Annotated in this window: 26 protein-coding genes and 1 pseudogene; 4 read left to right on the top strand and 23 right to left on the bottom strand. The window is 72.3% G+C overall.

All coding sequences use genetic code 11. From position 1 onward, the window contains the following. Positions 1 to 40 precede the first annotated feature (40 nt). The 23 genes and pseudogenes from ytfJ to rimO form a co-directional block, all read right to left on the bottom strand. Entirely contained in the window at positions 41 to 598 is a 558-nt protein-coding gene (gene ytfJ / locus VLY81_RS07020) for a GerW family sporulation protein (RefSeq protein ID WP_324670304.1), read from the bottom strand. Between the two features lie 41 nt (positions 599 to 639). Next, a complete protein-coding gene (gene scpB / locus VLY81_RS07015; RefSeq protein ID WP_324670303.1) occupies positions 640 to 1200 on the bottom strand; it encodes an SMC-Scp complex subunit ScpB in 561 nt (186 codons plus the stop codon). After that, positions 1179 to 2018: a hypothetical protein gene (locus tag VLY81_RS07010; RefSeq protein WP_324670301.1), complete on the bottom strand. Its 840-nt coding sequence runs from the start codon at positions 2016 to 2018 to the stop codon at positions 1179 to 1181. Before VLY81_RS07010 ends, scpB begins: the two co-directional genes overlap by 22 nt. Before the next feature lie 22 nt (positions 2019 to 2040). After that, a complete protein-coding gene (locus tag VLY81_RS07005; RefSeq protein WP_324670300.1) occupies positions 2041 to 2682 on the bottom strand; it encodes a site-2 protease family protein in 642 nt (213 codons plus the stop codon). Between the two features lie 18 nt (positions 2683 to 2700). Further along, complete coding sequence (locus VLY81_RS07000) at positions 2701 to 4047, bottom strand: CCA tRNA nucleotidyltransferase (RefSeq protein WP_324670358.1); 1347 nt, start codon at positions 4045 to 4047, stop codon at positions 2701 to 2703. After that, entirely contained in the window at positions 4047 to 5396 is a 1350-nt protein-coding gene (gene lysA / locus VLY81_RS06995) for a diaminopimelate decarboxylase (protein WP_324670299.1), read from the bottom strand. The genes VLY81_RS07000 and lysA overlap by 1 nt, the downstream gene beginning before the upstream one ends. Positions 5397 to 5531: 135 nt before the next feature. Beyond that, positions 5532 to 7079 carry a spore germination protein gene (locus VLY81_RS06990; protein WP_324670298.1) on the bottom strand — a complete coding sequence of 516 codons (1548 nt, stop codon included), beginning with the start codon at positions 7077 to 7079 and terminating at the stop codon, positions 5532 to 5534. A 10-nt stretch (positions 7080 to 7089) separates the two neighbouring features. Then, positions 7090 to 7422, bottom strand: a complete 333-nt coding sequence (locus VLY81_RS06985) for a phage holin family protein (protein WP_324670297.1) — start codon at positions 7420 to 7422, stop codon at positions 7090 to 7092. 114 nt (positions 7423 to 7536) lie between these two features. Beyond that, positions 7537 to 7887 (bottom strand): SpoVA/SpoVAEb family sporulation membrane protein, encoded by a 351-nt coding sequence (locus VLY81_RS06980; protein WP_324670296.1) that lies wholly within the window; start codon positions 7885 to 7887, stop codon positions 7537 to 7539. 30 nt (positions 7888 to 7917) lie between these two features. Further along, positions 7918 to 8988, bottom strand: a complete 1071-nt coding sequence (gene spoVAD / locus VLY81_RS06975; protein WP_324670295.1) for a stage V sporulation protein AD — start codon at positions 8986 to 8988, stop codon at positions 7918 to 7920. A gap of 4 nt (positions 8989 to 8992) precedes the next feature. Further along, entirely contained in the window at positions 8993 to 9460 is a 468-nt protein-coding gene (gene spoVAC, locus VLY81_RS06970; RefSeq protein ID WP_324670294.1) for a stage V sporulation protein AC, read from the bottom strand. 29 nt (positions 9461 to 9489) lie between these two features. After that, complete coding sequence (locus VLY81_RS06965) at positions 9490 to 9723, bottom strand: dodecin family protein (RefSeq protein WP_324670293.1); 234 nt, start codon at positions 9721 to 9723, stop codon at positions 9490 to 9492. A 97-nt stretch (positions 9724 to 9820) separates the two neighbouring features. Beyond that, positions 9821 to 10612, bottom strand: coding sequence for a TIGR00282 family metallophosphoesterase (locus VLY81_RS06960; RefSeq protein ID WP_324670292.1), 792 nt, complete (start codon positions 10610 to 10612; stop codon positions 9821 to 9823). A gap of 48 nt (positions 10613 to 10660) precedes the next feature. Beyond that, entirely contained in the window at positions 10661 to 11218 is a 558-nt protein-coding gene (locus tag VLY81_RS06955; RefSeq protein ID WP_324670291.1) for a hypothetical protein, read from the bottom strand. Between the two features lie 136 nt (positions 11219 to 11354). Further along, complete coding sequence (gene rny, locus VLY81_RS06950; RefSeq protein ID WP_324670290.1) at positions 11355 to 12863, bottom strand: ribonuclease Y; 1509 nt, start codon at positions 12861 to 12863, stop codon at positions 11355 to 11357. 268 nt (positions 12864 to 13131) lie between these two features. Next, on the bottom strand, positions 13132 to 13800 hold the full coding sequence (locus VLY81_RS06945) for a regulatory protein RecX (RefSeq protein ID WP_324670289.1): 669 nt from the start codon (positions 13798 to 13800) through the stop codon (positions 13132 to 13134). A gap of 205 nt (positions 13801 to 14005) precedes the next feature. Further along, a pseudogene (gene recA / locus VLY81_RS06940) lies at positions 14006 to 14989 on the bottom strand (recombinase RecA); the annotation flags it as partial. A 52-nt stretch (positions 14990 to 15041) separates the two neighbouring features. Next, complete coding sequence (gene thpR, locus VLY81_RS06935; RefSeq protein WP_324670288.1) at positions 15042 to 15668, bottom strand: RNA 2',3'-cyclic phosphodiesterase; 627 nt, start codon at positions 15666 to 15668, stop codon at positions 15042 to 15044. A 10-nt stretch (positions 15669 to 15678) separates the two neighbouring features. Further along, complete coding sequence (locus VLY81_RS06930) at positions 15679 to 16752, bottom strand: metallophosphoesterase family protein (protein ID WP_324670287.1); 1074 nt, start codon at positions 16750 to 16752, stop codon at positions 15679 to 15681. A 440-nt stretch (positions 16753 to 17192) separates the two neighbouring features. After that, on the bottom strand, positions 17193 to 18446 hold the full coding sequence (locus VLY81_RS06925) for a competence/damage-inducible protein A (RefSeq protein WP_324670285.1): 1254 nt from the start codon (positions 18444 to 18446) through the stop codon (positions 17193 to 17195). Positions 18447 to 18484: 38 nt separating this feature from the next. Next, the gene (locus VLY81_RS06920; protein ID WP_324670284.1) at positions 18485 to 19984 is read right to left on the bottom strand and encodes an AAA family ATPase; all 1500 of its coding nucleotides are present in this window, start codon (positions 19982 to 19984) and stop codon (positions 18485 to 18487) included. Further along, the gene (locus VLY81_RS06915; protein WP_324670283.1) at positions 19981 to 20601 is read right to left on the bottom strand and encodes a hypothetical protein; all 621 of its coding nucleotides are present in this window, start codon (positions 20599 to 20601) and stop codon (positions 19981 to 19983) included. Before VLY81_RS06915 ends, VLY81_RS06920 begins: the two co-directional genes overlap by 4 nt. 67 nt (positions 20602 to 20668) lie before the next feature. Then, positions 20669 to 22078: a 30S ribosomal protein S12 methylthiotransferase RimO gene (rimO, locus tag VLY81_RS06910; RefSeq protein ID WP_324670282.1), complete on the bottom strand. Its 1410-nt coding sequence runs from the start codon at positions 22076 to 22078 to the stop codon at positions 20669 to 20671. 189 nt (positions 22079 to 22267) lie between these two features. On the opposite strand from rimO, the gene VLY81_RS06905 reads away from it, so the two are divergent. The 4 genes from VLY81_RS06905 (at position 22268) to nuoH (ending at position 25952) form a co-directional block, all read left to right on the top strand. Next, positions 22268 to 22621: an NADH-quinone oxidoreductase subunit A gene (locus VLY81_RS06905; RefSeq protein WP_324670281.1), complete on the top strand. Its 354-nt coding sequence runs from the start codon at positions 22268 to 22270 to the stop codon at positions 22619 to 22621. A gap of 38 nt (positions 22622 to 22659) precedes the next feature. Beyond that, positions 22660 to 23121 carry an NADH-quinone oxidoreductase subunit B gene (locus tag VLY81_RS06900; RefSeq protein ID WP_405001345.1) on the top strand — a complete coding sequence of 154 codons (462 nt, stop codon included), beginning with the start codon at positions 22660 to 22662 and terminating at the stop codon, positions 23119 to 23121. 63 nt (positions 23122 to 23184) lie between these two features. Then, entirely contained in the window at positions 23185 to 24912 is a 1728-nt protein-coding gene (locus VLY81_RS06895; protein WP_324670279.1) for an NADH-quinone oxidoreductase subunit D, read from the top strand. Positions 24913 to 24914: 2 nt separating this feature from the next. Beyond that, entirely contained in the window at positions 24915 to 25952 is a 1038-nt protein-coding gene (gene nuoH / locus VLY81_RS06890) for an NADH-quinone oxidoreductase subunit NuoH (RefSeq protein ID WP_324670357.1), read from the top strand. Positions 25953 to 25968 lie beyond the last annotated feature (16 nt).

Raw genomic sequence — 25968 nt, 5'->3', positions numbered from 1 at the left:
CCCGACTATAGCACAACCGGCTGCCCGCAGGCAGCCGGTCTCACTCGAACGGCAGCGTCACATGGCTGCGTCGGCCCTCGTCGGAGGGCGGGCCCTGGGCTCGCCGGGCATCGCCATCCTCTCGCCTCGCACCCTGTGCGGCGCCTCCCTGGCCCTCGGCCCCGTCCCGTTGCGCGGTCGCGGCCGCCTGACCGTCCAGCCCGGCCCACCTCTGCAGCTGCTCCACCACCCGCGGCGCCATGTCCAGCAGCCGGTCGTACAAGGCCCGCTCCGAGACGGGCAGCAGCCGCACCTGGCCCTGGCCCACCACCAGGAAGGCCACCGGGTGCAGGCTGACCCCCGCCCCGCTGCCCCCGCCGAAGGGAAAGGCCCCCTGGCGCTCGGTCGCCTCGAACTCGGAGCCGCCGGCGACGAAGCCGAACGAGACCCGGGAGACCGGGATGATGACCGTGCCGTCGGGGGCCTCCACCGGGACCCCCAGGATGGTGTTGACGTCCACCATGGACTTGATACTCTCCATGGCGGTGCGCATCAGGGCATCGATGGGATGCGTCGCTCCACCCGACACGTGCGCCTGCTGCTGGGCGGACGCCCCCATGGCTGCGTCCCCTCTCCAGCCGAATCCGGCTCGGCTCAGGCTCAGGGGCTAGTCTTCGCAGCCGGGCCCTCTCCCATGCCCCATGCCTCCAGCGGGGGCAGCTCGTCGAGGGAGCGCAGCCCAAACAGCTCGAGGAAGCGCCGGGTAGTGCGGTAGTAGACGGGGCGGCCGGGGGTCGGGGCCCGGTGCGCCACCTCGATGAGGCCCCGCTCCAGCAGCGTGCCGATGGCCGCCTCGGAGTTGACGCCGCGCAGGTCTTCGATCTCGGCGCGGCTCACGGGCTGCCGGTAGGCGACGATGGCGAGCGTCTCCATGGCCGCCGCAGACAGCGACGGCCGCCGCACGGCGCCGACCACCTGCCGCAGCGCGCCGAAGAAACGGGCCCGGGTCACGAGCTGGAAGCCCTCCGCCACCTCCACCAGCTGGATGCCCCGTCCCGTCTCGTCCAGCAGCCGCCTCAGCTCTTCGAGCGCCTGCCGGACCCGCTCCGGCTCCGTGCCGAGCGCTCGGGCCAGATCCTCCAACGACAGCGGGCGGGCCGTGGCGAAGAGCACCGCCTCGCAGGCAGCGGCATCGTCGCTCAGGACCGACGCTGGATCCACAGGTGGCCATCCTGCTCCGTCAGCCACAGCTCTCCCACCCTGAGCAGCTCCAGGACCGCCAGAAACAGCCCGATGACCTCGGTGCGGTGGCGCGCCTGGGCGGTCAGCAGCTCGGCCAGGTCGACGGGCCCTCCCGCCTCGTCGACGCGACGGCGCACCCGGCCCAGGAGCTCCTCCCAGTCGAAGCCCGGCGACGGCGCGTGCCGGGCACGGTCGGCCATGCGGGTGCGGTCCAGCACCTTGACCAGGGCCTCCACCAGCCGCTCCGCGCGGGCCGGCGGCAGGTCGTCGGGCCAGGGGCCCAACATCCGCTCCAGCGTCGCCAGCAGGGCCGAGGGCGCCTGTCGGGGCTGATGGCGGCTCCAGGCCTCCGCCTGCTCCTCCAGCAGCCGGGCCGCCTCCTTGTAGCGCCGGTACGCCTCGGCCCGCCGGGCCAGGACGTCGAGGGCGTCGGAGGGAGCCTCGTCCTGGCCGTCGAGCCCCACCAGGTCGCCCCCGACCGGCTCGTCGGCGGCGGCCGTCTCGTCGGCACCGGCGCCGGCCGCCCCGTCCTCCCGGGAGGGCTCGGGCGCGAGGCGCTGGGCCTTGAGGTTGAGGAGCTCCGATGCGATCCGCAGTGCCTCGCCCGCCGCCGACAGCCACGACTCCTGGAGCTCGGAGTCGGACGGGGGTGCGCCGAACCCCTCGATCGTCTGGTGGATCAACGTGGCGAGCTCGACCTCGAGAGGGTCCACCTCACCCGCCTGCAGACGCTCGCGCCACCGGTTGAGCTCGGCCAGCCGCTCCATCCACGCCGGCTGCTGCCCTTGCGCCTCCATGCCCTCTCCCATGGGCCCGCCCTCAGAGACGGCCGGCCAGCACCAGCATCTGCAAGATGCGGTAGATGGGCTGCAGCAGCAGTTGGGAGACGCCGCTCATGATGAGCAGCACCAGCAACAGGGGGCCGTACGCCTCCATGCGGGCCAGGGCCACCGCCTGGCGCGACGAGACCAAGCCCGCCAGGATGCGGGAGCCGTCCAGCGGCGGGATGGGGAGCAGGTTGAAGGCCGCCAGCCACAGGTTGACCCGCAGGCTCAAGACGAAGAACTCTCGCACCGCTGGCCCGATGCCACCCAGCATTCCCTGCCCGGGCAGCCACAACATGGCCTCCCACAGCAGGCCGCTGAGCCAGGCCAGCGTCACGTTGGCCAGTGGCCCTGCCAGCGCCACCAGCATCATGCCCCGCCGGCCGTTGGCGAAGTGGTAGGGGTTGACGTTGACCGGGCGCGCCCAGCCGAATCCGAACAGGAAGAGCATCAGTGCCCCGATGGGGTCGATGTGGGCCCTGGGATCCAGGGTGAGTCGCCCCTCGTAGCGCGGGGTGGGGTCCCCCAGCCGGTAGGCCACGACGGCGTGAGCCAGCTCGTGCAGGACGATGGCCGGGAGGATGGCCAGCACCCACAGCACCAGCGACAGGGGATCGTGGAGGGCAAACCTCAGCATCGCGATCGCCCGACCCTTTCACGGCGAATCGATCGAGGCCCGGCGCCAGGCCAGCAGCCTCCGCCTCACCCACCGCTGCTCGTCGGCCCGGCTCCGCACGCGTCCGTCGAGGACGGCCGCTCGCAGCGCCCGCTGCATGCGGCCGACGGCGGGTCCCTCGGGACAGCCGAGGGCCAGCAAGTCCCGCCCCGTCAGCCTGGGGCGCACGTGGCGCCCCACCCGGGCGAACCAGCCCACCCAATTATAATCCGGACTCGACGGCCCGCCCCTGGCGGCCAGGTAGGCCCGTGACAGCGGGCCCAGGTCCTGCAGGAGCCGGTCGGCGGTGCTGGGCCGGCGGGCACCGGCGAGCCGGCGCTGGCGGCGGCGGATGGTGGGCACCTGCAGGAAGCTCTCGCGCAGCTCGCGCGTCAATGCCAGGCGCTCCGCCAGCCGCTCCGCCCGCTGCCGCACCCGCTCGGGAGGGCCCACGAGCCACGGCCCCGAGACCGCCATCAGGCGGACGGCCCAGAGCCGTTGCCGCCCCGACGGCCCCGCCAGGGCCTCGAGCAGCGCCTCGAAGCTGGCCGCCTCCTCGTCGAGGACCGCCAGCACCCGCTCCGCCTCGGGCGCCAGGTGCCAGGTCGGGCAGGCGGCGTCCCACAGACCCCACCGTTCGAAGGCCCGTGCCACCGGCAGGGCCGGCTGCTCCGACAGCGCCCGGCGCACCTCCTGGCCGCGGCGTTCGGCACTGACGGTGTCGACGGCCCGTGCCGCGATGGCCCGGCGCATCCAGGCAGCGGTCGTGGAGTCGATGGCCAGGTCGAGCCGCACGGCCAGCCGCACCCCCCGAAAGAGGCGGGTGGGGTCGTCCTCGAAGGAGCGGGGGTGCAGCGCTCGCAGGCGCCTGGCCTGCAGGTCCTGCAGGCCTCCACAGGGGTCGACGAGCGCACGCTCGTCGCCGGCCACGGGCACCGCCATGGCGTTGATGGAGAAGTCCCGCCGCACCAGGTCTTCCTCGATGGAGCGAGCCGGGCTCGGCACCGGCAGCGCCCCCGGGGCGGGGTAGCGCTCGACACGGGCGGTGGCGACGTCGACGTAGAGCCCGCCGGCCACCAGCCTCACGGTCCCGAAGCGCTCGAAGGCCACGACTCGCCCGCCGAGGTGCGTCGCCGCCTCCTCGGCCAGGGCGCGGGCGTCGCCCACGACGGCCACGTCGGCCTCCCGGATGGGGCCCCTCCCCAGCAGCCAGTCGCGCACCGCCCCGCCGACCAGGTAGGCCGGCGTGCCGTGCCGGCGCGCCGCGTCGGCCACGGCCTCCAGCAGGGGCCGCACCTCTGCGGCCAGGGCCTGCGTCCATGCCCGCTCGGGCAGCGCGCGGCCCATCACGCACCGGAGGTGCGGGGGCCCGTGGGGGCCAGCCGCGCCAGCACCTCGTCGGTCGCCGTCATCTCCTCCCACCGCTCTCGCCGCACCCACAGCCGCGCCCGGCCCTCGCTCACCCCCACCACCGCCGGCCTCGGCAGGCCGTTGTAGTTGGAGGCCATGGCGAGATGGTAGGCGCCGGTGGTCAGCACCGCGAGGACGTCCCCGCTGGCCAGGGATGGCAGCGGCGCGGCCTCGATCAGCACGTCACCCGACTCGCACAGCCGGCCGACGATCCGCACGGGCCTCCCCTCGGGCCGGCCTCTCGGATCGCGGGCCAGCACGGCCGTGTAGCGGGCGCCGTAGAGGGCCACCCGGGGATTGTCGCTCATGCCGCCGTCCACGGCCACGACCACCTGGCCCGACGCCAGGCGCTTGATGGCGCCGACCCGGTAGAGGGTGGTGCCCGCCTCGGCCACGATGGAGCGGCCCGGCTCCACCAGCAGCGCCGGCGCCGCCAGCCCGGCCGACGCGAAGACGTCGGCGACGACCCGCCCCACCGTCTCCACCAGGGCTTCGATGGAGGGCGGGCGGTCGCCGGCCACGTAGCGGGCTCCAAGCCCCCCACCCATGTCGATCTCGGCGCACGGCGCCCCCAGCTCCCGTGCCATCTGCACCGCGAAGCCAGCCACGACACGGGCGGCCTGCCGGTAGGGCTCCAGCTCCAAGATCTGCGACCCGATGTGGACGTGATAGCCGCGCAGCTCCAGGTACGGGTGGCCCATCACCCGCACGACCGCCTGGCGCGCCTGGCCGTCCTCGACGGGGATGCCAAACTTGGAGGACTCGTGTCCCGTCTGCATGGCGTCGTGAAAGCCGGCCCGGACGCCCGGCTGGATGCGCAGCAAGACCCCGAGGGGGCGGCCTGCCCGGGCCGCGGCCTCACCCAGCCGCTCCAGCTCCCAGAGGCTGTCGGCCACCACCCGGCCGACGCCGACGCGTACCGCCAGCTCCATCTCGGACGGGCTCTTGTTGTTGCCGTGCAGGACGAGCCGCTCGGGAGGGATGCCGGCTGCCAGTGCGAGGTGCACCTCGGTCTCCGACGAGACGTCGGCCCCCAACCCCTCTTCGGCCACGATCCGGGCCATGCCCCCCACCCAGAAGGCCTTGGCCGCGTAAACCGCCAGCCCGCCGCCCGGCAGGGCCTCGAGCGCCCTGCGGTACCGCCGGCAACGCTGGCGCACGGCCTGCTCGTCGACCACGTAAAGCGGGGTGCCCCATCGCTCCGCCAGCTCCAGCGCGTCGCAGCCGCCGAGGGACAGGTGACCGTCCCGGTTGACGTCGACGTCGAACGGCAGCTCCAGCTCCATACGACCCCCCCCTGACGGTGCAGAGGCGGACGAGCCGCCCCAGGCTGCCCCGATGGTACCACACGGCAGCCGCCAGCGCACCGAGATGCCGAGGAGGGCGGGCAGGGTCCGGGGGGTGGGCGTCGCAGGGTTGGCTCAGCGGTCGGCCCGATCGGGCCGTGGGGCAAGGTGCTGACGCACCGATGGGATGGGGTGGCGCCACAGCAGACGCCCCAGGGCCTGCCTGTCCAGCGGCGCCAGGGGCCACAGGTAGGGCAGGAAGAACGAGCGGGTCAGGGCCATCACGTAGATCATGCCCACCAGTCCCACCACCAGGCCCGCGAGGCCCAGCCACGCCGCCAGTGCGATGAGCGGGTACTGAAACAGCCGCGCGGCCAGCGCGAACTCCAGAGCCGGCGTCGTGAAGCTGCCGATGGCGGCCAGGGCCGAGTAGAGGACGGCCTCGTTGGTGAAGAGGCCCGCCTCCACCGCGAACTGGCCCAGCAGCACGGCCCCCACCAGGCCGATGGAGGTGGCCAGAGCCGTGGGCGTGTGGATGAGGGCCATGCGGATGATGTCGAGCCCCAGGGTCAACAGCAGCAGCTGCAGCCACACGGGCACGATGCCGGGCTCCCGGGGGCCGATCCACTGCAGCCAGGACGGCAGGGCGGCCTTTTGGCTCACCAGGGCCACCCACAGGGGCACCAGCACGAGCGAGGCCGCGATGCCGACGAAGCGCACCCATCGCAGGTAGGTCCCCACCAGGGGGGCCTGCACGTACTCCTCGGCATGCTGGGTGAACTGCCAGACGTTGGCGGGCAGGATCATGGCCGCGGGCGACGTGTCGGTCAGCACCACGACGTAGCCCTCGAGCAGGTGGCTGGCCGCCACGTCGGGGCGCTCCGTGTAGCGCACCTTGGGGAAGGGGTTGAGCCGGGGGGCCGACAGGTACTCCTCCAGGTTCTTGGAGCCCATCGGCAGCGCGTCGGCCCGGATCTCCACCAGACGGCGCCGGATGTCGTCGACGAAGGCCTTGGGCGCCAGATCCTCGACGTACAGCAAGAAGACGTCGGTCTTGGAGCGCACCCCGACCTTGAGGGCCTCCACCCGCAGGTGGGGGTCGCGCAGCCGCCGGCGGATCAGGTTGACGTTGACCAGCCCGACCTCGGTGAAGCCCTCGCGAGCGCCCCGCGTGACCCGCTCCAGGTCCGGCTCCTCCACGGATCGGGCCGGATACTGCCGCAGGTCCAGCAGCAGGATCCGCGAGAGGCCCGCCACCACCAGGGCGGCCTGCCCTACCAGGATCTCGTCGATGGCCTCCTGAGGGCCGGCCACCCACGTCAGCTCGAAGTAGGGCACCAGCTCCTGCTCGAGCCGCCGCTCGGCCTCCTTTTGGAGCGCCTCCGCCGGGAGCTGCATGAGGCCCTGCATGATCCGCATGGCCGGCACCGGCTGGATGAAGCCGTCCAGGTGGATGAGGGCGGCCTCCCGGCCCGCCACCCGGATGCGGCGCACGATGACGTCGAAGCTCCGCTCCTGCCCCATCCCCTGGGCGATGGCCGATACCGTCGGCTCGATGGACTCGGGGGGCGACTGCGCTCCGTCGACCCGGGGCGGCTGCCCGTCGATGGTGGGCCTCCGGCCGTCCTCGAGTCGGGAGAGGGGTATGGGGGCCTTGATGGGCCTCAGGGGTCTCGGACGCATGGCCGCCGCGTCAGCGCAGGGTGGTCGGCACGAAGAGGTCGACGATGCCGATGATGAGCGAGGCCAGCAGCGCGCCGAGGATGGTGACCGACATCCCGGGCACGAGGAACTGGGCCGCCCAGATGACCACCGCGGAGACGATGAAGCCCACCAGGCCGCGTCCATAGGGCGAGACGTTGCGCCCCAGCACCGTCTCCACCAGCCAGCCCAGGGCCGCGATGACGAGAGCAGCCAGCAGGGCGTTCCAAAAGCCGAGGGTGCGGAATCCCGGCACGATGGCCCCCACGAACATCAGCACCACTGCCGAGACCACGAACCGGACCGCTGCCCGAACCCAATCCACGACGACGCACCTCCATGCACGTGTGGCGACGTCTCAGGCCAACGTCGCACGTAGTCTCCCCCGCTCCCCGCTTCCCGTATGCCGACTGCGGCCCCGGGGCGCCCGGGGGCATCCTCATCCCCTCGGGTGGAAGATGACCGCCATGGCGAAGCCGAAGAGGATGGAGGCCGCGATGGCCGCGCCTGCCACCTCGAAAGCCCCCGAGAGCGCGCCCCACAGTCCCTCCCGTCCCAGGTGGTCGACGATCCCCTTGGTCAGCACGTGGCCGAAGTTGGAGACGGGCACGAACGCACCGGCCCCGGCCAGGCGCACCAGGGGCTCGTACAGCCCCAGACCCGACAGCACCGCCCCCGCCACCACGAACAGCACCATGGTGTGGCCGGCGGTCAGCCGGGTGCCGTCGATGATGAGCTGTCCGATGGCGCAGATGAGCCCGCCCACGACGAACGCCAGCAGGTACTGCACGGCTCTCCCTTCCCCCGTCGTCACCGGCCGTCACCGGGTGCCGGGCCGCTCCAGGCAGACGGCATGGGCCACCACCGGGATGCTCTCGCCCTGGAAGTGGGTGGTGGGGCTGTGGAGGCTGCCCGTGCCGATGAGCAGCACCCGGTTGACCAGGCCACGGCCCATGGCCTTGAAGAGGTACCCCGAGACGACGCACGCCGACGCCCCGAGTCCGCTGCCACCGGCGTGGACATCCTGCTCCGAAGCATCGTACATCATGGCGCCGCAGTCGCTGTGGCGCCCGTCGATGTCGATGCCGTGGCGCTCCTTGAGCCAGTCGATCAGGATGCGGGAGCCCACCCGACCCAGATCGCCCGTCAGGACCCAGTCGTAGTCCTCCACGCGGCGCCCCGTCTCCTGCAGATGGCGCACCAGCGTCTCGGCAGCGGCCGGCACCATGGCCGATCCCATGTCGTAGGGGTCCTTGAGTCCCATGTCCCGGACCTGGCCCAGCGTGGCGTGCGTGATCTGCATGGGACCGGCGGCGTCGCCCCCCGTGACCACCACGGCCCCCGCACCCGTCACCGTCCACTGGGCCGTCGGCGGGCGCTGGATGCCCAGCTCCGTCGGGAAGCGATACTGCCGCTCGGCCGCGTCGTGGTGGCTGGAGGCGCCCACCACCGCCGCACGGGCGAACCCCCCGTCCACCAGGGAGGCCGCCAGGGCCAGGCCCGAGGCGAATCCGGCGCAGGCGCAGAAGATGCCGACATGGGGCACCTGGACCGAGCGCATGGCGAAGCTGCTGCCCACGCACTGGTTGAGCAGGTCCGTGGTCAGCGCCACGTCCACGTCTTGCTCGCTCAGGCCCGCACGGGCGATGGCCTGCTGGACCGCCTCCTTGAGCATCTTGCTCTCGGTGCGCTCCCAGCACCTCTCGCCGTAGTAGGTGTCCTCCAGCGTGGTATCCATGTAGCCCGCCATGGGGCCCTTGCCCTCCATGGGCCCCACGACGGCGAAGCCGGCGATCACCTTGGGCGGCAGCAGGAACCGCAAGGTGCCGCGCCCGAGCCGGCGCGGGGCCGTCGCCTGCCCGGCCTCGGGCGCCTGGACCGGCGTGCTCACCCTCTCACCCCCGCAGCAGGAGGTGGCGGATCAGGCCGACGGCCACCGCGGTCGCCGTGCCGTAGACGATGACGGGCCCCGCCACCTGGAACATCCGCGCCGCCAGGCCGAAGACGTAGCCCTCCCGGGCGAACTCCATGGCCGGCGCCGTGATGCTGTTGGCGAAGCCCGTGATGGGGATGGCCGCCCCCGCCCCGCCGAAGCGGGCGATCTCGTCGTAGACGCCCAGCCCCGTCAGCAGCGCGCCCAGGAAGACGAGGGTGACCGCCGCCCGCCCCGACGCCTGATCCATGGGCAGGCCCCGGGAGGCGAACCACGCGGCCAGGGCCTGGCCGATCAGGGCGATGAGGCCCCCCGTCAGGAAGGCCAGCAGCGCGTTGCGCAGGTAGCGGGGCCGGGGGCGGCGGCGGCTGGCGAACTGCTGGTAGTCGACCTGAGCCTGCCGGGCCTGCGTCTGGGTCTGGGAGGCCACGGGCCCTCACCTCCGGGCGTGCGCCGGACTCAGTCCGTCCCGTCCACCTTGAAGGCCACCTGGACGTCGGCTTTGTACTCGACGATGCTGCCGTCGGCGGGGTTGACGTTGGCTGTCCAGTTGAGCACTTCGACGCCGCTGATGTTGCGCACCGTCTTGGCCGCCTGCTTGACGGCCTGGCGCACGGCGTCCTCCCAGCCCGTCTTGGACTCGCCGACCAGCTCGATCACCTTGATGACCGCCACGCGGATCCGACCCTCCACGGCCGGCCGGATTGGGCACGACGCGAGGTGGCCGGCCAGCCATAGCCTGCGCGCCGGCCATGCGCGCCATGCGGCCGCGCCCGTCGCGCAGACGGGCTCAGTCGGCGCCGAAGTAGCGATGCAGGCGCTGGATGGCGTGCGCCCGTCCGGTCCGGGGGTCGAGCTCGACGAGGGCCATGTCGACGCGGGAGGGGCCGGCGGCCACCTCGAAACGGTGGGGCAGGGCCGTCAGGAGGTGGCGCAGCACGGGCTCGCGGGCCATGCCGATGATGCCGTCCATGGGACCGGCCATCCCCAGGTCCGTGATGTAGGCGGTGCCCCCGGGCAGCACCCGCTCGTCCGCGGTGGGCACGTGGGTGTGGGTGCCGAAGACGACGCTGACGCGCCCGTCCAGGTGCCAGCCCATGGCCACCTTCTCGGCGGTGGCCTCGGCGTGGAAGTCGACGACGACGATCCGGGTGGCCTCGCCCAGCTCCTCCAGCAGGCGGTCGGCTGTGCGGAAGGGGCAGTCCAGGGGCGTCATGAAGGTGCGGCCCATCAAGTTGATGACCGCGACCGGGTGGCCGCCCTTGCGGCTCCTGACCACGGTCATCCCCTGTCCCGGCGTGCCGGGCGGATAGTTGGCCGGCCGCACCATCTGGGGAAACTCGTCGATGCAGGCCAGCATCTCGCGACGATCCCAGATGTGGTTGCCGGTGGTGATGACGTCGATGCCGCTGTCCAGGAGCTCCTGGGTGGTCTCCCGGGTCAACCCGAAGCCACCGGCGGCATTCTCGCCGTTGGCCACCACCAAGTCGGCCCCGGTCTCGGCGACCACCTGGGGGAGCAGCGCGCGCACGGCGCGCCGCCCCGGACGTCCGACCACGTCTCCGACGAGCAGGATGCGCATGGAGGCCCTCCCTGGAGTGGCTCGGCGGTCAGAGCGGGCGATGCCGCCTCAATGCGGTCGAGGCCGGGCCGGAGCCACGGCCCTGGGCAGCTCGTTGTAGACCAGCACCTGGCCGCTTTGCCGCAACCCGACGAGGATGCGGCCGCGCCGGTGGCGCTTGAGCTCCTGAAGCAGCCCGGCCAGCGCGTCGGCCTGGTCCGGCTGCCAGGCCCACGCACCGCCGGAGGCCCCATCGCCGGGCGCCTCCTCGGCCACGAGGCGCGGGCCCAGCAGGTGCCGCATCAGGCCCACGATGACCTCGATCTCTTGCGCGGATAGGGTATCCAGGTCCCGCTGGATGGTCAACTGGGTGTAGGGGGCCAGGTAGGCCCGCCGCAGGTGGAGCGACCCGTAGGAACGGCCCGTCAACCAGGCCAGGGCAGCCAGCGCCTGGTCCAGCAGGCTTCGCAGGCGCATCGCCTCGCCGGCCCCCACCACGCCGTCGGCCAGGAAGGTGAACTCCATCAGCCTCTCACGGGTCCGGCACCGGATGACGATGATGTCGCCGTATCGTTGCAGGACGCCGGCCAAGAAGCGGTCGTCCGGGTGATCTGTCCAGCGCTGCAATCACGCCGCCCCCGTCATGCGGCTTCGGCACTGGGTTCGGCGCGCCAGGGTCGATTCCTTGAGGGAGGGGGGCAGGGAATCGGAGGGCAGACGAAGAGAGCCCACCGCCTTGGGCGGTGGGCTCCTCTCGTGCCAGTCATCGGGCGTATTCGACGGCTCGGGTCTCCCGGATGACCGTCACCTTGATCTGCCCGGGATACTCCAGCTCCTGCTCGATGCGCTTGCTGATGTCCTTCGCCAGCTTGGCGGCCATGGCATCGTCGACCCGCTCGGGCTTGACGATGACCCGGATCTCCCGGCCGGCCTGGATGGCGTAGGCCTTGTCCACGCCGTCGAAGGAGTCGGCGATGGACTCCAGCTTCTCCAGCCGCTTGATGTACGACTCCAGGGTCTCCCGGCGCGCCCCCGGACGGGCGGCGGAGATGGCATCGGCGGCGGTCACCAAAACGGCCTCGATGCTCTGCGGCTCGTAGTCGCCATGGTGGCAGGCCATCGCATGAATGACCTCGGGCGACTCGCGGTACCGCCGGAGCAGCTCGATGCCGATCTGGACATGGCTGCCCTCGACCTCGTGACTCACGGCCTTGCCGATGTCATGCAGCAGTCCAGCGCGTCGCGCCACGTCGACGCTGACACCCAGCTCGCCGGCCATGAGGCCGGCCAGATGAGCCACCTCCAGCGAGTGCTTGAGCACGTTTTGGCCGTAGCTGGTGCGAAACTTGAGCCGGCCCAGGAGCTTGATCAGCTCGGGGTGCAGGTTGTGGACCTTGGCCTCGAAGGCCGCCTGCTCCCCGTACTCGCGGATGATGGCGTCCACCTCTTGCTGGGCCTTCTCCACCATCTCCTCGATGCGAGCAGGATGGATCCGCCCGTCGGCCACCAGCCGCTCCAGAGCCAGCCGGGCCACCTCCCGCCGCACGGGATCGAAGCCCGAGAGGATGACGGCTTCGGGCGTGTCGTCGATGATGAGGTCGATGCCGGTCAGCGTCTCCAGGGTGCGGATGTTTCGGCCCTCACGGCCGATGATGCGCCCCTTCATCTCGTCGTTGGGCAAATTGACCACCGAGACCGTGATCTCGGCCACGTGGTCCACCGCGCAACGCTGGATGGCCTGGGCGATCACTTCCTTCGCGCGGCGGTCGGCCTGCTCCCGAGCCTGCTCCTCGGCCTCCCGGTACATCCGCGCGACCTCTCGCTGGATCTCCGCCTCCACCTCTTTGAGCAGCTGTTGTCGTGCCTCGTCGGTGGTCATCCCCGCGACACGCTCGAGCTCGACCCGGCGGCGCTCCACCAAGGCCTGCGCCTCCGCCACCGCGCTGTCGAGCTGGGCCGACTTGCGGGCCAGGGTCTGCTCCCGCTGCTCGAGGCTCTCCATCTTGCGCTCCAGGGTCTCTTCGCGCTGCAAGAGCCGCCGCTCGACCTGCTGGAGCTCGTTGCGCTCCCGGCGGATCTCTCGCTCCGCCTCGGCGCGCATGCGATGGATCTCCTCCTTGGCCTCCAGGAGCAGCTCGCGCTTCTTGGCCTCCCCCGCCTTGACCGCCTCGTCCAGGATGGCCGAGGCCCGCTCTTCGGCGCTGCCCACCCGGGCCCGCTCCACCGACTGCCGCACGACGTAGCCGGCAGCGAAGCCTGCCGCAGCCGCCATGAGCGCGACGAGGCCAAACCAAATCGCGGCGATCCGCGACACCCCCTTCACTTGTCAAGGTGCACGCCCCGTCGGGCGCCAGCCTGCCGGCCCCCGAATGGTGAAAAAGCCGAGGGGAACCCCGCTCGGCTGCCGGCAGGCGTCCGATTGTCGAGAGAGGAGTGCGGTACTCCCGCTAAACCTCGCCGTTATTGTAGCCGCGCAGACCCGGTGCTGTCAACGCGCACCCGCCCCGTGCCCCCGCCACGGGGCCGACCGGCTCCACCGCTCAGGCCGGCTCCACCCCGCCGCTCGCTTCGGGCCCCAGCACCTCCCGCAGGGCCCGGCGCACCGTCTCCTCCTCGAAGCCGCGCCGCGCCAGGTAACGCCACAGTCGTGCCAGGCGCCGCTCGGGCGGCAATCCCTCCAGCGTGCGGGCGTGTCGACGGGCCAGTTCGAGGGCCACCTCGTACTCGGCAGCGGCGGGGTAGTGACGCTCCACCTCCGGTGCCCCCACGTCGGCGGGGATGCCGCGCTCGGCCATCTCCGCCAGGACGCCCCGGCGGCCCTTGGCGCGGCGATGCAGGTGGAGGGCCACCATCTCCTGGGCCAGGGCCCGATCGTCCAGGTAGCCCAGCTGGGCCACCCAGCCCAGGGCGTCCTCGACGGCCTCCGGGTTGAAAGGCCAGGCGGCCAGCAGGCGACGGAGCTCCGCCACGCTGCGCGCGCGATGGCCCAACAGCAACAGGGCGCGCCGCCGGGCCGTCGCGCGCTCCGCCTCGTCCAGCAACGGCAACTGCTCGGGGGCCAGCTCGACGGGCCCTGCGTCGGGCTCGAGCGGGAGCAGCCGCAGGCCGGCCAGCGCCTGGCGGTCCAGCACCCAGCCCCGTCCCGACCCGGCATCCACCGCGCGGTACCAGCTGCGCCCGCGCCGGTGCTCGAGACGCACCTCGGTCACGACCCGGCCCCCTCGGCTCCGCGAGACGCCGGTGGCGTCTCACAGTCGTCAGGCTCGGCCGGCGGCCGCTGCCTGGGTCGCTCGCCGCGAGGGCGACGACCGCCGACCGGCCGTCGCCCGCGTCGACCGGCTCCTCGCCCGTCGGGCCCGCCGCCCTGGAGCCATCCACCGCGGCCTTGCGCAAGGGCGGCAGGCCGAAGTGCACCCGGATCCGATCCTCGATCTCGGCCGCGGCCTCGGGATTCTGCCGCAGGAAGTCGCGGGCCTGCTCGCGGCCCTGGCCCAGGCGCACGTCGCCGTAGGCGTACCACGGGCCGCTCTTGGCGAGGACGCCCGCCTCCACCCCCATGTCGAGCAGGTCGCCCTCCCGGGAGATGCCGGTGCCGTACAGGATGTCGAACTCGGCCTCCCGGAAGGGCGGAGCCAGCTTGTTCTTGACCACCTTGACCTTGGCGCGCATGCCGATGTTGTCGGTGCCGTGCTTGAGCACCTCGACGCGGCGGATGTCCATGCGGATGCTGGCGTAAAACTTGAGGGCGCGCCCGCCTGGCGTGGTCTCCGGGTTGCCGAACATGATGCCGACCTTCTCCCGGAGCTGGTTGGTGAAGATGACGGTGGTCCTCGACTTGGAGATGGCCCCCGTCAGCTTGCGCAGGGCCTGCGACATCAGCCGCGCCTGCAGCCCCACCTGGGCGTCGCCCATCTCGCCCTCCAGCTCGGCCCGCGGCGCCAGCGCCGCCACCGAGTCGACCACCACCACGTCGACCGCCCCGCTGCGCACCAGGGCCTCGGTGATCTCCAGCGCCTGCTCGGCGCTGTCGGGCTGCGAGATGAGCAGGTTGTCGACGTCGACGCCCAGCCGACGGGCGTAGCGGGGATCCTGGGCATGCTCGGCGTCGATGAAGGCCGCGATGCCGCCCAGCCTCTGCGCCTCGGCCATGATGTGCAGCGCCAGCGTCGTCTTGCCCGACGACTCCGGCCCGTAGATCTCCACCACCCGGCCCCGGGGGACGCCACCGATGCCCAGGGCGATGTCGAGGGCCAGCGAGCCCGTCGGGATCACCTCGACGTGCTCGGTCTGGGTCTCCCCCATCCGCATGATGGAGCCCTTGCCGTACTGCTTCTCGATCTGCGAGAGCGTGGCCTCGAGCGCCTTCTGGCGCTCGCTGTCGGGTGCCGTCGCGCTCATGGTCTGTCGCGCCTCCTCCCCCGGAGCCCGGACCGTGGCCCGGCTCCGGGCCTCATGGGGCCTCCGTGCCGTCCAGGAGCGGGGCGGTCATCAGCGGCGTGTAGATGGGGCCGGCGGGTGTCAGCCGGCTGGCCATCACCACCACCTCCCGCACCTCCGTGCCGCCGCAGCCCTCCTGCGGGGCCCGGTCCCGCCAGGCGTCGAGATCGGGCTGCCCTCGCCGTCGGCCCGGCGGCTGGCTGACCCGACCGATGGTCAGGTGGGCCGCGAAGGGGCGATCGGCCGGCCCGAAGCCTCGCTGCACCAGGGCTCGCTCCACCCGGCCCGCCAGATCCATCAGGAGCCGGTCGGCCGGCGGCTCGACGCCCACCCACAGGACCCGGGGACGCGCCAGATCCGGGAAGGCTCCCAGGGCCCCCAGCCGCAGCGAGAATCTCGCCGTCGACCGGCAGGCCTCCGAGACGGCCCCGAAGACCCGAGCCCGCTGCTCACGGTCCAGGTCGCCCAGGAACCGCAGGGTGAAGTGGTACTGCGCCGGAGCCACCCACCGTACGGCCCCGACGCTCTGCTCCACGGGCCTGCGCAGATCGGCCACGAAGGCCTCGACGCACCGGCGGGCCGGCTCGTCCAGCCAGACCGCGACGAAGGTGCGCACGAGGCCGTCCTCGTCCGCCTTCACCTGGCTCCCATCACCCGGTCGGTCGTGGGGCATCCGGCCCCTTGGGTTCCACATGGGACTCGACTTGTCCTTGCGATCCGGCCGCCTCGTCGCGACCGCCTTCCTCCGAGGCCGGTGCCCCACCGGCGTGCGCCGCCCCCACCAGGCGCCGCTCCAGCGACAGCTGGCCGCTGAGCGCATCCAGCGCCAGCACGTCGACGGCCCATAGCCGGGGTTGGCCCTCCCGCACGTCGAAGCGCAACAGGGCCAGCGTGAAGGGACGCAACGCCTCCCGCTCCAGTCCACGCAGGCCCTCGGCCCCCGTGCTGCCGGCGTCGACGTAGGCCGTCCCGTCGCGCACCTCCAGCGCCAGGCGATGGTCGTGTCCGAAGAGGACGGCTTGCGCCAGCCCGGGGGGCAGCGAGCGCCCCACCCGGTGGTTGTGGACGGCGATGACGTCCAGCGGTGCCGCAGCGTCCCGGGCGGCCTCCAGGACGGCCGCTCGCACCTCGGCCACCTCTTCCTCGGAGAGCGCCTCCGGGCGATCGGTGGCCGACCGCGGATCGGGCCTCCCCAGCACGCGCACCCCGGCCACCTCCACCACCTGCCCCTCGAGGACGATCACCCCGGGGATGGAGCGCAGCAGGGCCAGCAACCGGGGGGTGTCGTGGTTGCCGGCCACGTACAGGTACGGGACCTCCAGGGCCCGGATCCGGTCCGTCAGCACGGGCTCCAGGTCCGAGCCCAGGTCCAGCATGTCACCCGTGTCGATGACGAAGCGCACGCCGAACTGCCGCACCACCGCCTCCAGCAGGTCGAAGCCGGCAGGGTTGTTGTGGAGGTCGCTGACGTGCGCCACCACCAGCTCGTCTCCCGACGGCGTCACGGGCGTGGCCGTCTGCAGGCGCTGGTAGATCTGCGCCAGCTGCCCCGCGCTCCGCTGCAGCCGCTCGCCCACGCCCCCCAGGGCCTCGACGCCCATCCGGGCGGCCTCCACCACCTGCGGGGCCGCCTGCAGCGCGCCCCGGTACCGGGGAGCGGCGAAGGCGTCCAGGTCGTACTGGCCGGCCACCGCCAGCCCCGCACCGGCCACGGCCACCGCCACGGCCAGGGCGCCCGCCGCCAGGTGCCGCGCTGGCCGGACCCCGCGACGTAGAGGGCCCCGCCGCCCCCAGGCCCGCCAGCAAGACCTGTCGCGCCGCGAAGCGCACGACCGTCGACCGCACGAAGCCCTCGACCCGCTCCTGCAGCGCCGACAGGCTCTCACGCGTGGGGCTCCGGGCCAGGGCCTGCAACGAGACGGACTCCACCCGGTCCAGGCGCACGCGCAGCTCGAGGGGGAGGCGGTGGGTCGCGGCGTCCACCTCGCCCAGGGGCGGCAGATCCAGCACCGTGCGCCCCTGCCGGGCGGGCAGCTGCACCGAGAGCGTGAGGCTCACCCCGGCCGGGTCGGAGTAGCGGGCCGGCGCCGCGTTGACCAGCAGCAACCCGCCCAACACGGCGACCACGGCCGGACGCAGGGCCCGCAGCACGGCCCGGGCGGCGTCAGCCAGCCTCAAGCAGGCATCGCCTCAACAGCGCCAGGCCGGCCGTCGCCGCCCGCGCCTTGATGTGAAGCCGGTCGCCGCCGAACCGGTGACGCTCGGCCACGGTCCCCGCGGGCGTCGCCACCGCCATGTAGACCAGCCCCACGGGCTTCTCGGGGGAGCCGCCGCCGGGCCCGGCGATGCCGGTGATGGCCAGGCCCACGTCGGCGCCGGCCGACCGGCGCACGCCCTCGGCCATGGCCCGGGCGCAGGCCTCGCTGACCGCCCCGTGCTCCCGGATCAGCGCCGCCTCGACGCCGAGGCGGCGCTGCTTGGCCTCGTTGGAGTACGCCACGACGTCCTCCAGCAGGACTTCCGACGCCCCCGGCACGTTGGTGAGACGGTCCCCCACCAGGCCGCCCGTGCACGACTCGGCCACCGCCAGCTTCCAGCCCCTGCGCGCCAGTCCTCGCACCACCACGGCCTCCAGCGTCTCGTCGTCGAAGCCGTAGCAGTAGGCGCCGACGCGCGCCCGGACCTCCTGCTCGACCGGCTCGATCATGCCCCGGGCCGTCGCCTTGTCGGCGGCGCGGGCCGTGATGCGCACGCTGACCTGGCCCGTGCCGGCGTAGGTGGCCAGGGTGGGGTTGGCCCGGCCGTGCAGGAGGTCGAGCAGCGCCTGCTCCAGGTCTGCCTCGCCGATGCCCACGAAGTGCAGCAGCCGCGAGACGATGACGCCGGCCTGGCCACGCGAGCGGGCCCGCTCGGCCAGGTAAGGCCCGACCCAGCTCTCCATCATGGCCTTGAGCTCGCCGGGCACCCCGGGCAGGGCCACCACGGCCCGGTCGGCCCCCTCCCAGACGAAGCCGGGGGCCGTGCCGACCGGGTCGGGGATGACCCTGGCCCCCCTGGGCACCAGGGCCTGACGGCGCTGGCTGGGCCGCATGGGCCGGCCCACCCGCTCGAAGTAGGCCGTCACCTGCGCCAGGGCCTCCTCCGACTCCTCCAACGGGACCCCCACGGCCGCGGCCACCACGTCGCGGGTCACGTCGTCCTCCGTCGGCCCCAGCCCTCCCGAGACGATGACCACGTCGGCCCGCTCCATGGCCAGGGAGACGGCCAGGACGGCGCGGCGGTGGTTGTCGCCCACCGTCTGGCGGAAGTAGGTGTCGTAGCCCAGTTGCCCCAGCTTGCGGGCCAGGTAGGCCGAGTTGGTGTCGACGACCTGCCCCAAGAGCAACTCGGTACCGATGGTGACGATCTCGGCCCGCATGGCGACCCTCCCCCTGCCCTCTTCTCCAGCCGCCCCCGTCAGGCGGACTGGGCCAGCTCGCCCCTCAACCAGGCTCGCAGCTCGTCGCCGCTGAGCCGCTCCATCTCGGCCAGCACGGAGGCGGCCCGAGCCAGCACGTCACGCTGCCGGCCCAAAAGCTGCCTCACCCGGCTCTCCTGGGCCGACAGGATGGCCGCCACCGCCTCGTGCAGCAGGCGGGCCGGCAGGTGCTCGCGTGAGACCACGCCCAGCGGCGACATCCCGGCGTAGACCATCCGGCGCGCGAGGTCGGCGGCCTTTTCGAAGTCGCTGGTGGCTCCCGTGCTGCGCCCGCCCAGCTCCAGGTCCTCCGCCACGGCGCCGCCCAGGGCCACCGCGATCTGGTCCTCCAGCTGGCGGGCGGTGTAGAGGTAGCGGTCGTCGACCTCGGCCTGGCGCACGTACCCCAGGGCCTGCCCCCTGGAGGTGACGGTCACCTGCGCCACCGAGCCGGGCCGCAGCATCTCCGCCACCAGGGCGTGCCCCGCCTCGTGCACCGCCACGCGATGCATCTCCTCGGGCGTCGGGCGCCGGTCCAGGCGTTCGCCCAGCATCACCTTGTCGACCGCCTCCCGCAGGTCGGCGGCCCCGATGCGGTCGCGGCCGGCCCGCAGGGCGGCGATGGCCGCCTCGTTGATCACTGCCTCCAGGTGAGCCCCCGAGAAGCCGAAGGTCTCCCGCGCGATGGCGTCCAGGTCCACGTCCTCGGCCAGCGGGCGGTTGCGCGCGTGGAGCCGCAGGATCTGCAGCCGTGCCTCCCGGTCCGGCAGATCCACCCGCACCACCCGGTCGAACCGCCCCGGCCGCATCAGCGCCGAGTCCAGCAGGTCGACCCGGTTGGTGGCGCCGATGACCAGCACCTGGACGTCCTCGACGCGGCTGCTCATGCCGTCCATCTCGACCAGGAGCTGGTTGAGGGTCTGGTCGTACTCCAGGTGGCTGGTGTGGCGGCCCCGCTGGCCTCCCAGCACCTCCAGCTCGTCGATGAAGATGATGGCGGTGCGGCTCTTGCGCTGGCGGGCCAGCTGGCGGGCGCGCCGAAACAGCTCCCGCACGCGCTGAGCCCCGACACCGGCGTACATCTCGACGAACTGCGAACCGCTGGCCACCAGGAAGGCCGCGTCGGTGTAGCCGGCGGCCGCCCGCGCCATCATGGTCTTGCCCGTGCCCGGCGGCCCCGCCAGCAGGATGCCCCGCAGGGGCCGGATGCCCAGGCGGCGGGCCCTCTCCGGCTGACGCACGAAGTCGAGGGCCTCGATCAGCTCGCGCTTGGCCATCTCCTGGCCGCCGATGTCGTCGAAGGTGATGGAGGCCGGCCCCCCGCCCTCGCTCTGCACCACCTCGAAGCGACGGCTGCCCGGCACGCGCCCCTCCACCGCCAGGTAGCGCACCGCGACGAGGCCGGCGGCCACCACCAGCAGGGGCCAGAGGTTGAGTCCGTTGAGGCTGGCGAAGACGATGGCCGCCGCCATGACGCCCGCCAGGATCTCCCGGATCACGGCTGCCCCCCTCCCCCCTCCGGTGAGCCGCCCGTGGCCGCGGAGCGATAGGGCGCGTCCACCGCGACCCGCACCGGCAGGCCGGGCTCCATGCCGTCGGAGCCGGAGGGGCGCGGGATGACGTCGACGAGATGGCCGCCGTCGCCCTGGAGCAGCGCGTACACCCGCCGGGAGTCGACCCATACCCGGCCCGTCTGCAGGCCCAGCTCGCGGGCCTGCTGCTCCACGCGGGCCGCCATCTCGGTGAAGGCCCCGGAGGCGCTGCCCTCCTGGAGCACCAGCGCCAGGGCGTGATGGGCGCGCACCAAGGCCGGCGTGCGGCTGTCGACCAGCACCACCTCGTCGACGCTCCCCACCCGCCCCGATAAGGCCAGCCGCTCCAGGGCCGTCACCAGGCCCGGCAGGTCGTCGGTGGGGCCGACGCGCACCCACAGGCCCCGCCGGCCACCCTCGCTCTCGAGCCAGACCCGCTCGACGCCGGGCATCTGCTCGAGCTGCGCCAACAGCGGCTGCTGACGGCGCTCGACCACGACCCGCTGGGCCGCGACCAGCGCGGTGAGGCTCAAGACGAAGGCGACGGCCACGACGGGCCACCGCCACCGAAGCTGCTTGTGCATGGCAACTGAAAGAGGGGCCGCCTCCTGTCAGAATGCGGCCCCTCCGTAGTCTCGACGAACCCCCAACCTAACGCACCGACGCGCTCGTGGGCCGATTATACCACGGGGCCCGATCCCCACCCAAGTCCGATGGGTCTGGCACGGCCAGGAAGTCGTAGGGCCCCTGGCGCCCGGTGATGCGGCCCCGGATCCGCTGGCCGGCCGTCCCGTGCTCCCCGCGCACCCAGGTCACGCCGTCGACCTCGGGAGCCTGGTAGGCGCTGCGCGCCACCCACTCCCCGGGCTGGCGACCGGGGCGCTCCAGCAGGAGCTCCACCGGCGCCTGCATGCGCCGCGCCGCCACCCGATCGAGCAGCCGCTGCTGGTGGGCCATGACCGTGGCGCGCCGGCGCCGCCGCTCCCGGGCCGGCACGTGCTCCTCCATCGCGGCCGAGGGCGTCCCCTCCTCCCGGGCGTAGGCGAAGACCCCCACGTGGTCGAACTCCACCGCCTCCATGAAGTCCAGCAGGGCCTGGAGGTCCGACTCCCGCTCCCCGGGGAAGCCCACGATGAACGTGGTGCGCAGGGCCACGTCGGGCATCGCCTCCCGCACCCGCGCCAGCAGCGTCTCGTAGGCCCGCCGGTTGCCCCACCGGCGCATGGCCCGCAGGATGCGGTCCGAGGCGTGCTGGAGGGGCATGTCCAGGTAGTGGCAGACGTTGGGCGCCTCGGCCATGGCCGCCACCAGCTCGGGCGTCACGTGCGCCGGGTAGGCATAGAGCAACCGCACCCAGGCCACACCCGTGCGGCCCAGGCGCCGCAGCAGCTCCGGCAGCATCAGCCGCCCGTAGAGGTCCGCCCCGTACATGGTGGTGTCCTGACCGATGAGCACCACCTCCTGCACGCCCTCGTCGGCGAGCCGCTCCACCTCCTCCACGATGGACTCCATCGGGCGGCTGCGGTACGGCCCCCGGATGCGGGGGATGGTGCAGAAGGTGCAGGGGTGGTCGCACCCCTCCGACACCTTGACGTAGGCCAGATGCCCCGGCGTCGAGCGCATCCGGGGCATGCGGTCGTGGTAGAGGAAGGAGGGCGCCTGCTCCGCGAGCACGAAGCGCTCGCCGCGCAGCACCCCCCGCACCACGTCGGCGATGAGGGGCAGCTCGGCCGTGCCGATGACCGCGTCGGCCTCGGGCAGCTCCCGTGCCACCTCCTGCGCCGAGAAGCGCCTCGGCAGGCAACCCGCCACCACCAGGCCCCGCAGCCGCCCGGCCTGCTTGGCCCTCGCCAGCTCCAGGATGGTGGTGATGGCCTCGCGCTGCGCCGGCTCGATGAATCCGCAGGTGTTGACGACCACGACGTCGGCCTCGTCGGCCTCGACGGTCAGACCGAAGCCGGCCTCCTGCAGCAGGCCGGCCATCACCTCGCTGTCCACCAGGTTCTTGGCGCAGCCCAGCGAGACGATCGCGACCTGGGTCCCGGGGGATCGATCGCTCACCGTATCCGCTCCTTCGGCGCGCAGGAGTCGAGCAGAGGCAGGCGAATTATACCCCGCTCGGGACGGGCCGGCAACGCGACGGGGCCCGTCCGGCCTTTCCTTGACGCTGCTTTTTCGTCGCGACTATACTTACTACGGCCTGGCGCGAGCGAGCGCCACGCTGGCAACGGTGGGCACGGGGGGTCGGCAGTGGGCGCTTACATCGACGTCGCGGTCTTCGCGATCGCCGCGGTCCTTTTTGTGTTGGTCACTTGGGGAATGTCGTCACTGTTACGACCCCACAACCCCTACCCGCAAAAGCTGGCCGTCTACGAGTGCGGCGCTCCCCCGGTCGGTGAGGCCCAGACCCGCTTCCACATCCGCTATTACATCTTCGCCCTGGTCTTCGTCATATTCGACGTCGAGACCATCTTCTTGTACCCATGGGGCGTGGTCTTCGAGAGCCTCGGCTGGTTCGCGCTGGCGGAGATGGCCATCTTCATCTTCGTCCTGGTGGTCGGGCTCCTCTACGCCTGGAAGAGGAGGGTGTTGCAGTGGGTGTGAGCGGCGCCCCGGCAGCGGTCGCCACCGAGACCGGCCCCATGCCGGGGATCGTGCTGACCAACTTGCGCAAGGTGATCAACTGGAGCCGCAAGTCGTCGCTGTGGTACATGCTCTTCGGCATCGCCTGCTGCGCCATCGAGATGATGGCCACGGGCGCTTCGCGCTACGACTTCGACCGCTTCGGCATGATCTTCCGGGCCTCCCCCCGGCAGGCCGATCTCATGATCGTGGCGGGCACCGTCAACGAGAAGATGGCGGACGTGGTCAAGCGCCTGTACGACCAGATGGCGGAGCCCCGCTGGGTCATCGCCATGGGTGTCTGCGCGGTCAACGGCGGGCCCTACTGGGGCTCGTACAACGTGGTCGACGGCGTGGACCTGGTGGTGCCCGTCGACGTCTACGTCCCCGGCTGCCCGCCCAGGCCCGAGGCCCTCTTGCACGGCGTACTCAAGCTCCAGGAGAAGATTCAACGGGAGGGGCTGGCGCTCCCCGTCCGCTGAGGGCCCGATGGGTCGGGTCCCGGCTCCGGGTGACAGCGCGCGGCACGGGGGGTTGCAGAGACGATGGCATCTTCGACGTCGACGGTGACGGTGGGGACGCCGCAGGAGGTGGTCGAGCGAGTCGGCTCGGCCTTCGCCGGCGTGGAGGCGGAGGCGCTGCCCTCGGGCTGGATTCGGGTGCGGATCGACCGGGAGCGCCTGGCCGACTTCGCCCGATTCGCTCGTGACGAGCTGGGCTTCGATTACCTGTCCAATCTCTCCGCGGTGGACCGGCAGGCCGAGGGCTTCGAGGTGGTGCTCCACCTGGTCAGCATCGGTGCCGGCCACCAGATGGCGGTCTACACGCGCTGCCCCCGCGACGACGCCCGGGTCCCCAGCGTGACGCCCGTCTGGCCCACCGCCAACTGGCACGAGCGCGAGGCGTGGGATCTGATGGGGGTGCGCTTCGAGGGGCACCCGGATCTGCGTCGCATCCTGCTCAAGGAGAGCTGGGTGGGCCATCCGCTGCGCAAGGATTACATCGACCGGCGGCTGCCCCGCCAGCGCCAGACCCGGGAGTCGTACCGGCCGGACGGGGTCAACACCACGACCTTCGACGTGAGCGAGTCGGCGGCCCCTGCCGACGGGCAGGCCCCTGCCGACGGGCAGAGCGGAGGGCCGGTGCGCCGGGTGCTGGAGGTGCCCGACGCCTACACGCCGCGGTCCGGCGTGGTCGTCAACATGGGGCCCCAGCATCCGAGCACCCACGGGGTGTTGCGGGTGCTGGCCGAGATCGACGGCGAGCGCATCCTCCAGTGCGAGGCCGACATCGGCTTCCTGCACCGCTGCTTCGAGAAGATCGCCGAGGGCCTGCCCTTCCCCAGCGTCATCCCGTACACGGACCGCACCGACTACCTGGCCGGCATGACCAACGAGCTGGCCTACTGCCTGGCGGTGGAGCAGCTCTTCGGCATCGAGGTGCCCGAGCGGGCCTCGGCCATTCGCGTGCTGATGGCCGAGCTGCAGCGCATCGCCAGCCACCTGCTCTGGTTCGGCACGTTCGCGCTGGACCTGGGGGCCGTGACGCCGTTCCTCTACGCCTGGCGGGAGCGTGAGAAGCTGCTGGACGTCTTCGAGACCGTCTCGGGCGCCCGGATGATGTACCACTACGTGCGCATCGGCGGGGTGCGCAACGACCTGCCGGCCGGCGTCGATCGCCAGGTCCGGACATTCCTCGACGGCTTCGACGCCAACCTCGACGAGTTCCACGCGCTGCTGACGGCCAACCCCATTTTCCAGGCCCGCACGCGCAACGTGGCTGTCCTCTCGCGGCAGGACGCCATCGCCTACGGGGCCAGCGGGCCCACCCTGCGGGGCTCGGGCGTGGCCTACGACCTGCGCAAGGTCCACCCCTACTGCGGGTACGAGCGCTACGACTTCGCCGTACCCGTGGGCGAGACGGGCGACATCCTGGATCGCTACAACGTCCGCATGGAGGAGATGCGCCAGAGCGCCCGCATCGCCCGCCAGGCCCTGGAGGGGCTCCCCGAGGGCGACTTCATGGGCAAGGTCCCCCGCCGCTGGAAGGCGCCCGCCGCCGACGCCTACAGCCGGGTCGAGGGCCCCCGGGGCGAGGTGGGCGTCTACGTCGTGGGCGACGGCCAAAACGACCGGCCGTGGAGGGTCCACTGGCGGGCCCCCTCCTTCGTGCACCTGCAGCTCCTGCCGGTGCTGGGGCCGGGGCTGCTGGTGGCCGACGTCGTGGCCGTCATCGGCTCCATCGACATCGTGCTGGGAGAGGTGGACCGGTGAGCATGGTGCCGGGGGTCATCGCCCCTCCGTCGCAGTGGTACGATCTCACGACGCAGTACTTCGAGCGCAACGGGTGGCCCCTGGGCCTGCTGGCCGTGCTGACGGCCCTGCTCAAGGCGGCCGTCATCCTGGTCTTCATCGCGCTCAACGTGCTCTTCCTCATCTGGCTCGAGCGCAAGATCAGCGCCTGGATCCAAAACCGGCTGGGTCCCATGCGCACGGGGCCCTACGGTCTGCTGCAGACCCTGGCCGACGCCCTCAAGCTGCTGCTCAAGGAGGACGTGGTGCCGTCGGCCGCGGATCGCTGGGTCTTCGCGATCGCGCCCATCGTCACCTTCACGCCGGCGGTGCTCATCTTCGTGGTGCTGCCCTTCAGCGACCGATGGGTCGTTCAGGATCTCAACATCGGCATCCTCTTCGTCGCCGCCATGACCTCCATGGTGGTGCCCTCCTTCCTGATGGCCGGGTGGGGCTCCAACAACAAGTGGTCCGTCTTCGGGGCCCTGCGCTCGGCGGCCCAGCTGGTCAGCTACGAGGTACCCCTGGTGCTCGCGGCCGTGGCGGTGGTGCTGCTGGCCGGCAGCCTGAGCCTCAACGACATCGTGGAGGCGCAGCGGCGCTCCGGCTGGTTCATCCTGCTGCAGCCGCTGGGCTTTTTGGTCTACTACATCGCGGCCCTGGCGGAGGCCAACCGGGCGCCCTTCGATCTCATCGAGGCCGAGTCGGAGCTGGTGGCGGGCTTCAACACCGAGTACAGCGGCATCCGGTGGGCCATCTTCTTCCTGGCCGAGTACGCCAACTTGCTGTCGGGCTCCGCCATCGCCGCGACGCTCTACCTGGGCGGCTGGAGCGGGCCGTGGCTTCCGCCCGTGGTCTGGTTCCTGCTCAAGACCTACTTGCTCATCTTCGTGGCCATGTGGATCCGGTGGACGGTCCCCCGCATCCGGGTGGACCAGCTCATGAACCTGGGCTGGAAGGTGCTGCTGCCGCTGGCGCTGGTCAATCTGGGCATCACCGGGATCTACGTGCTGGTGCGCTGAGACGGTGGGGGTGAGC

Source organism: Limnochorda sp. LNt (assembly GCF_035593265.1).
Taxonomy (GTDB): Bacteria; Bacillota; Limnochordia; order Limnochordales; family Geochordaceae; genus Geochorda; species Geochorda subterranea.
This window is presented reverse-complemented; position numbering and strand designations above follow the sequence as displayed.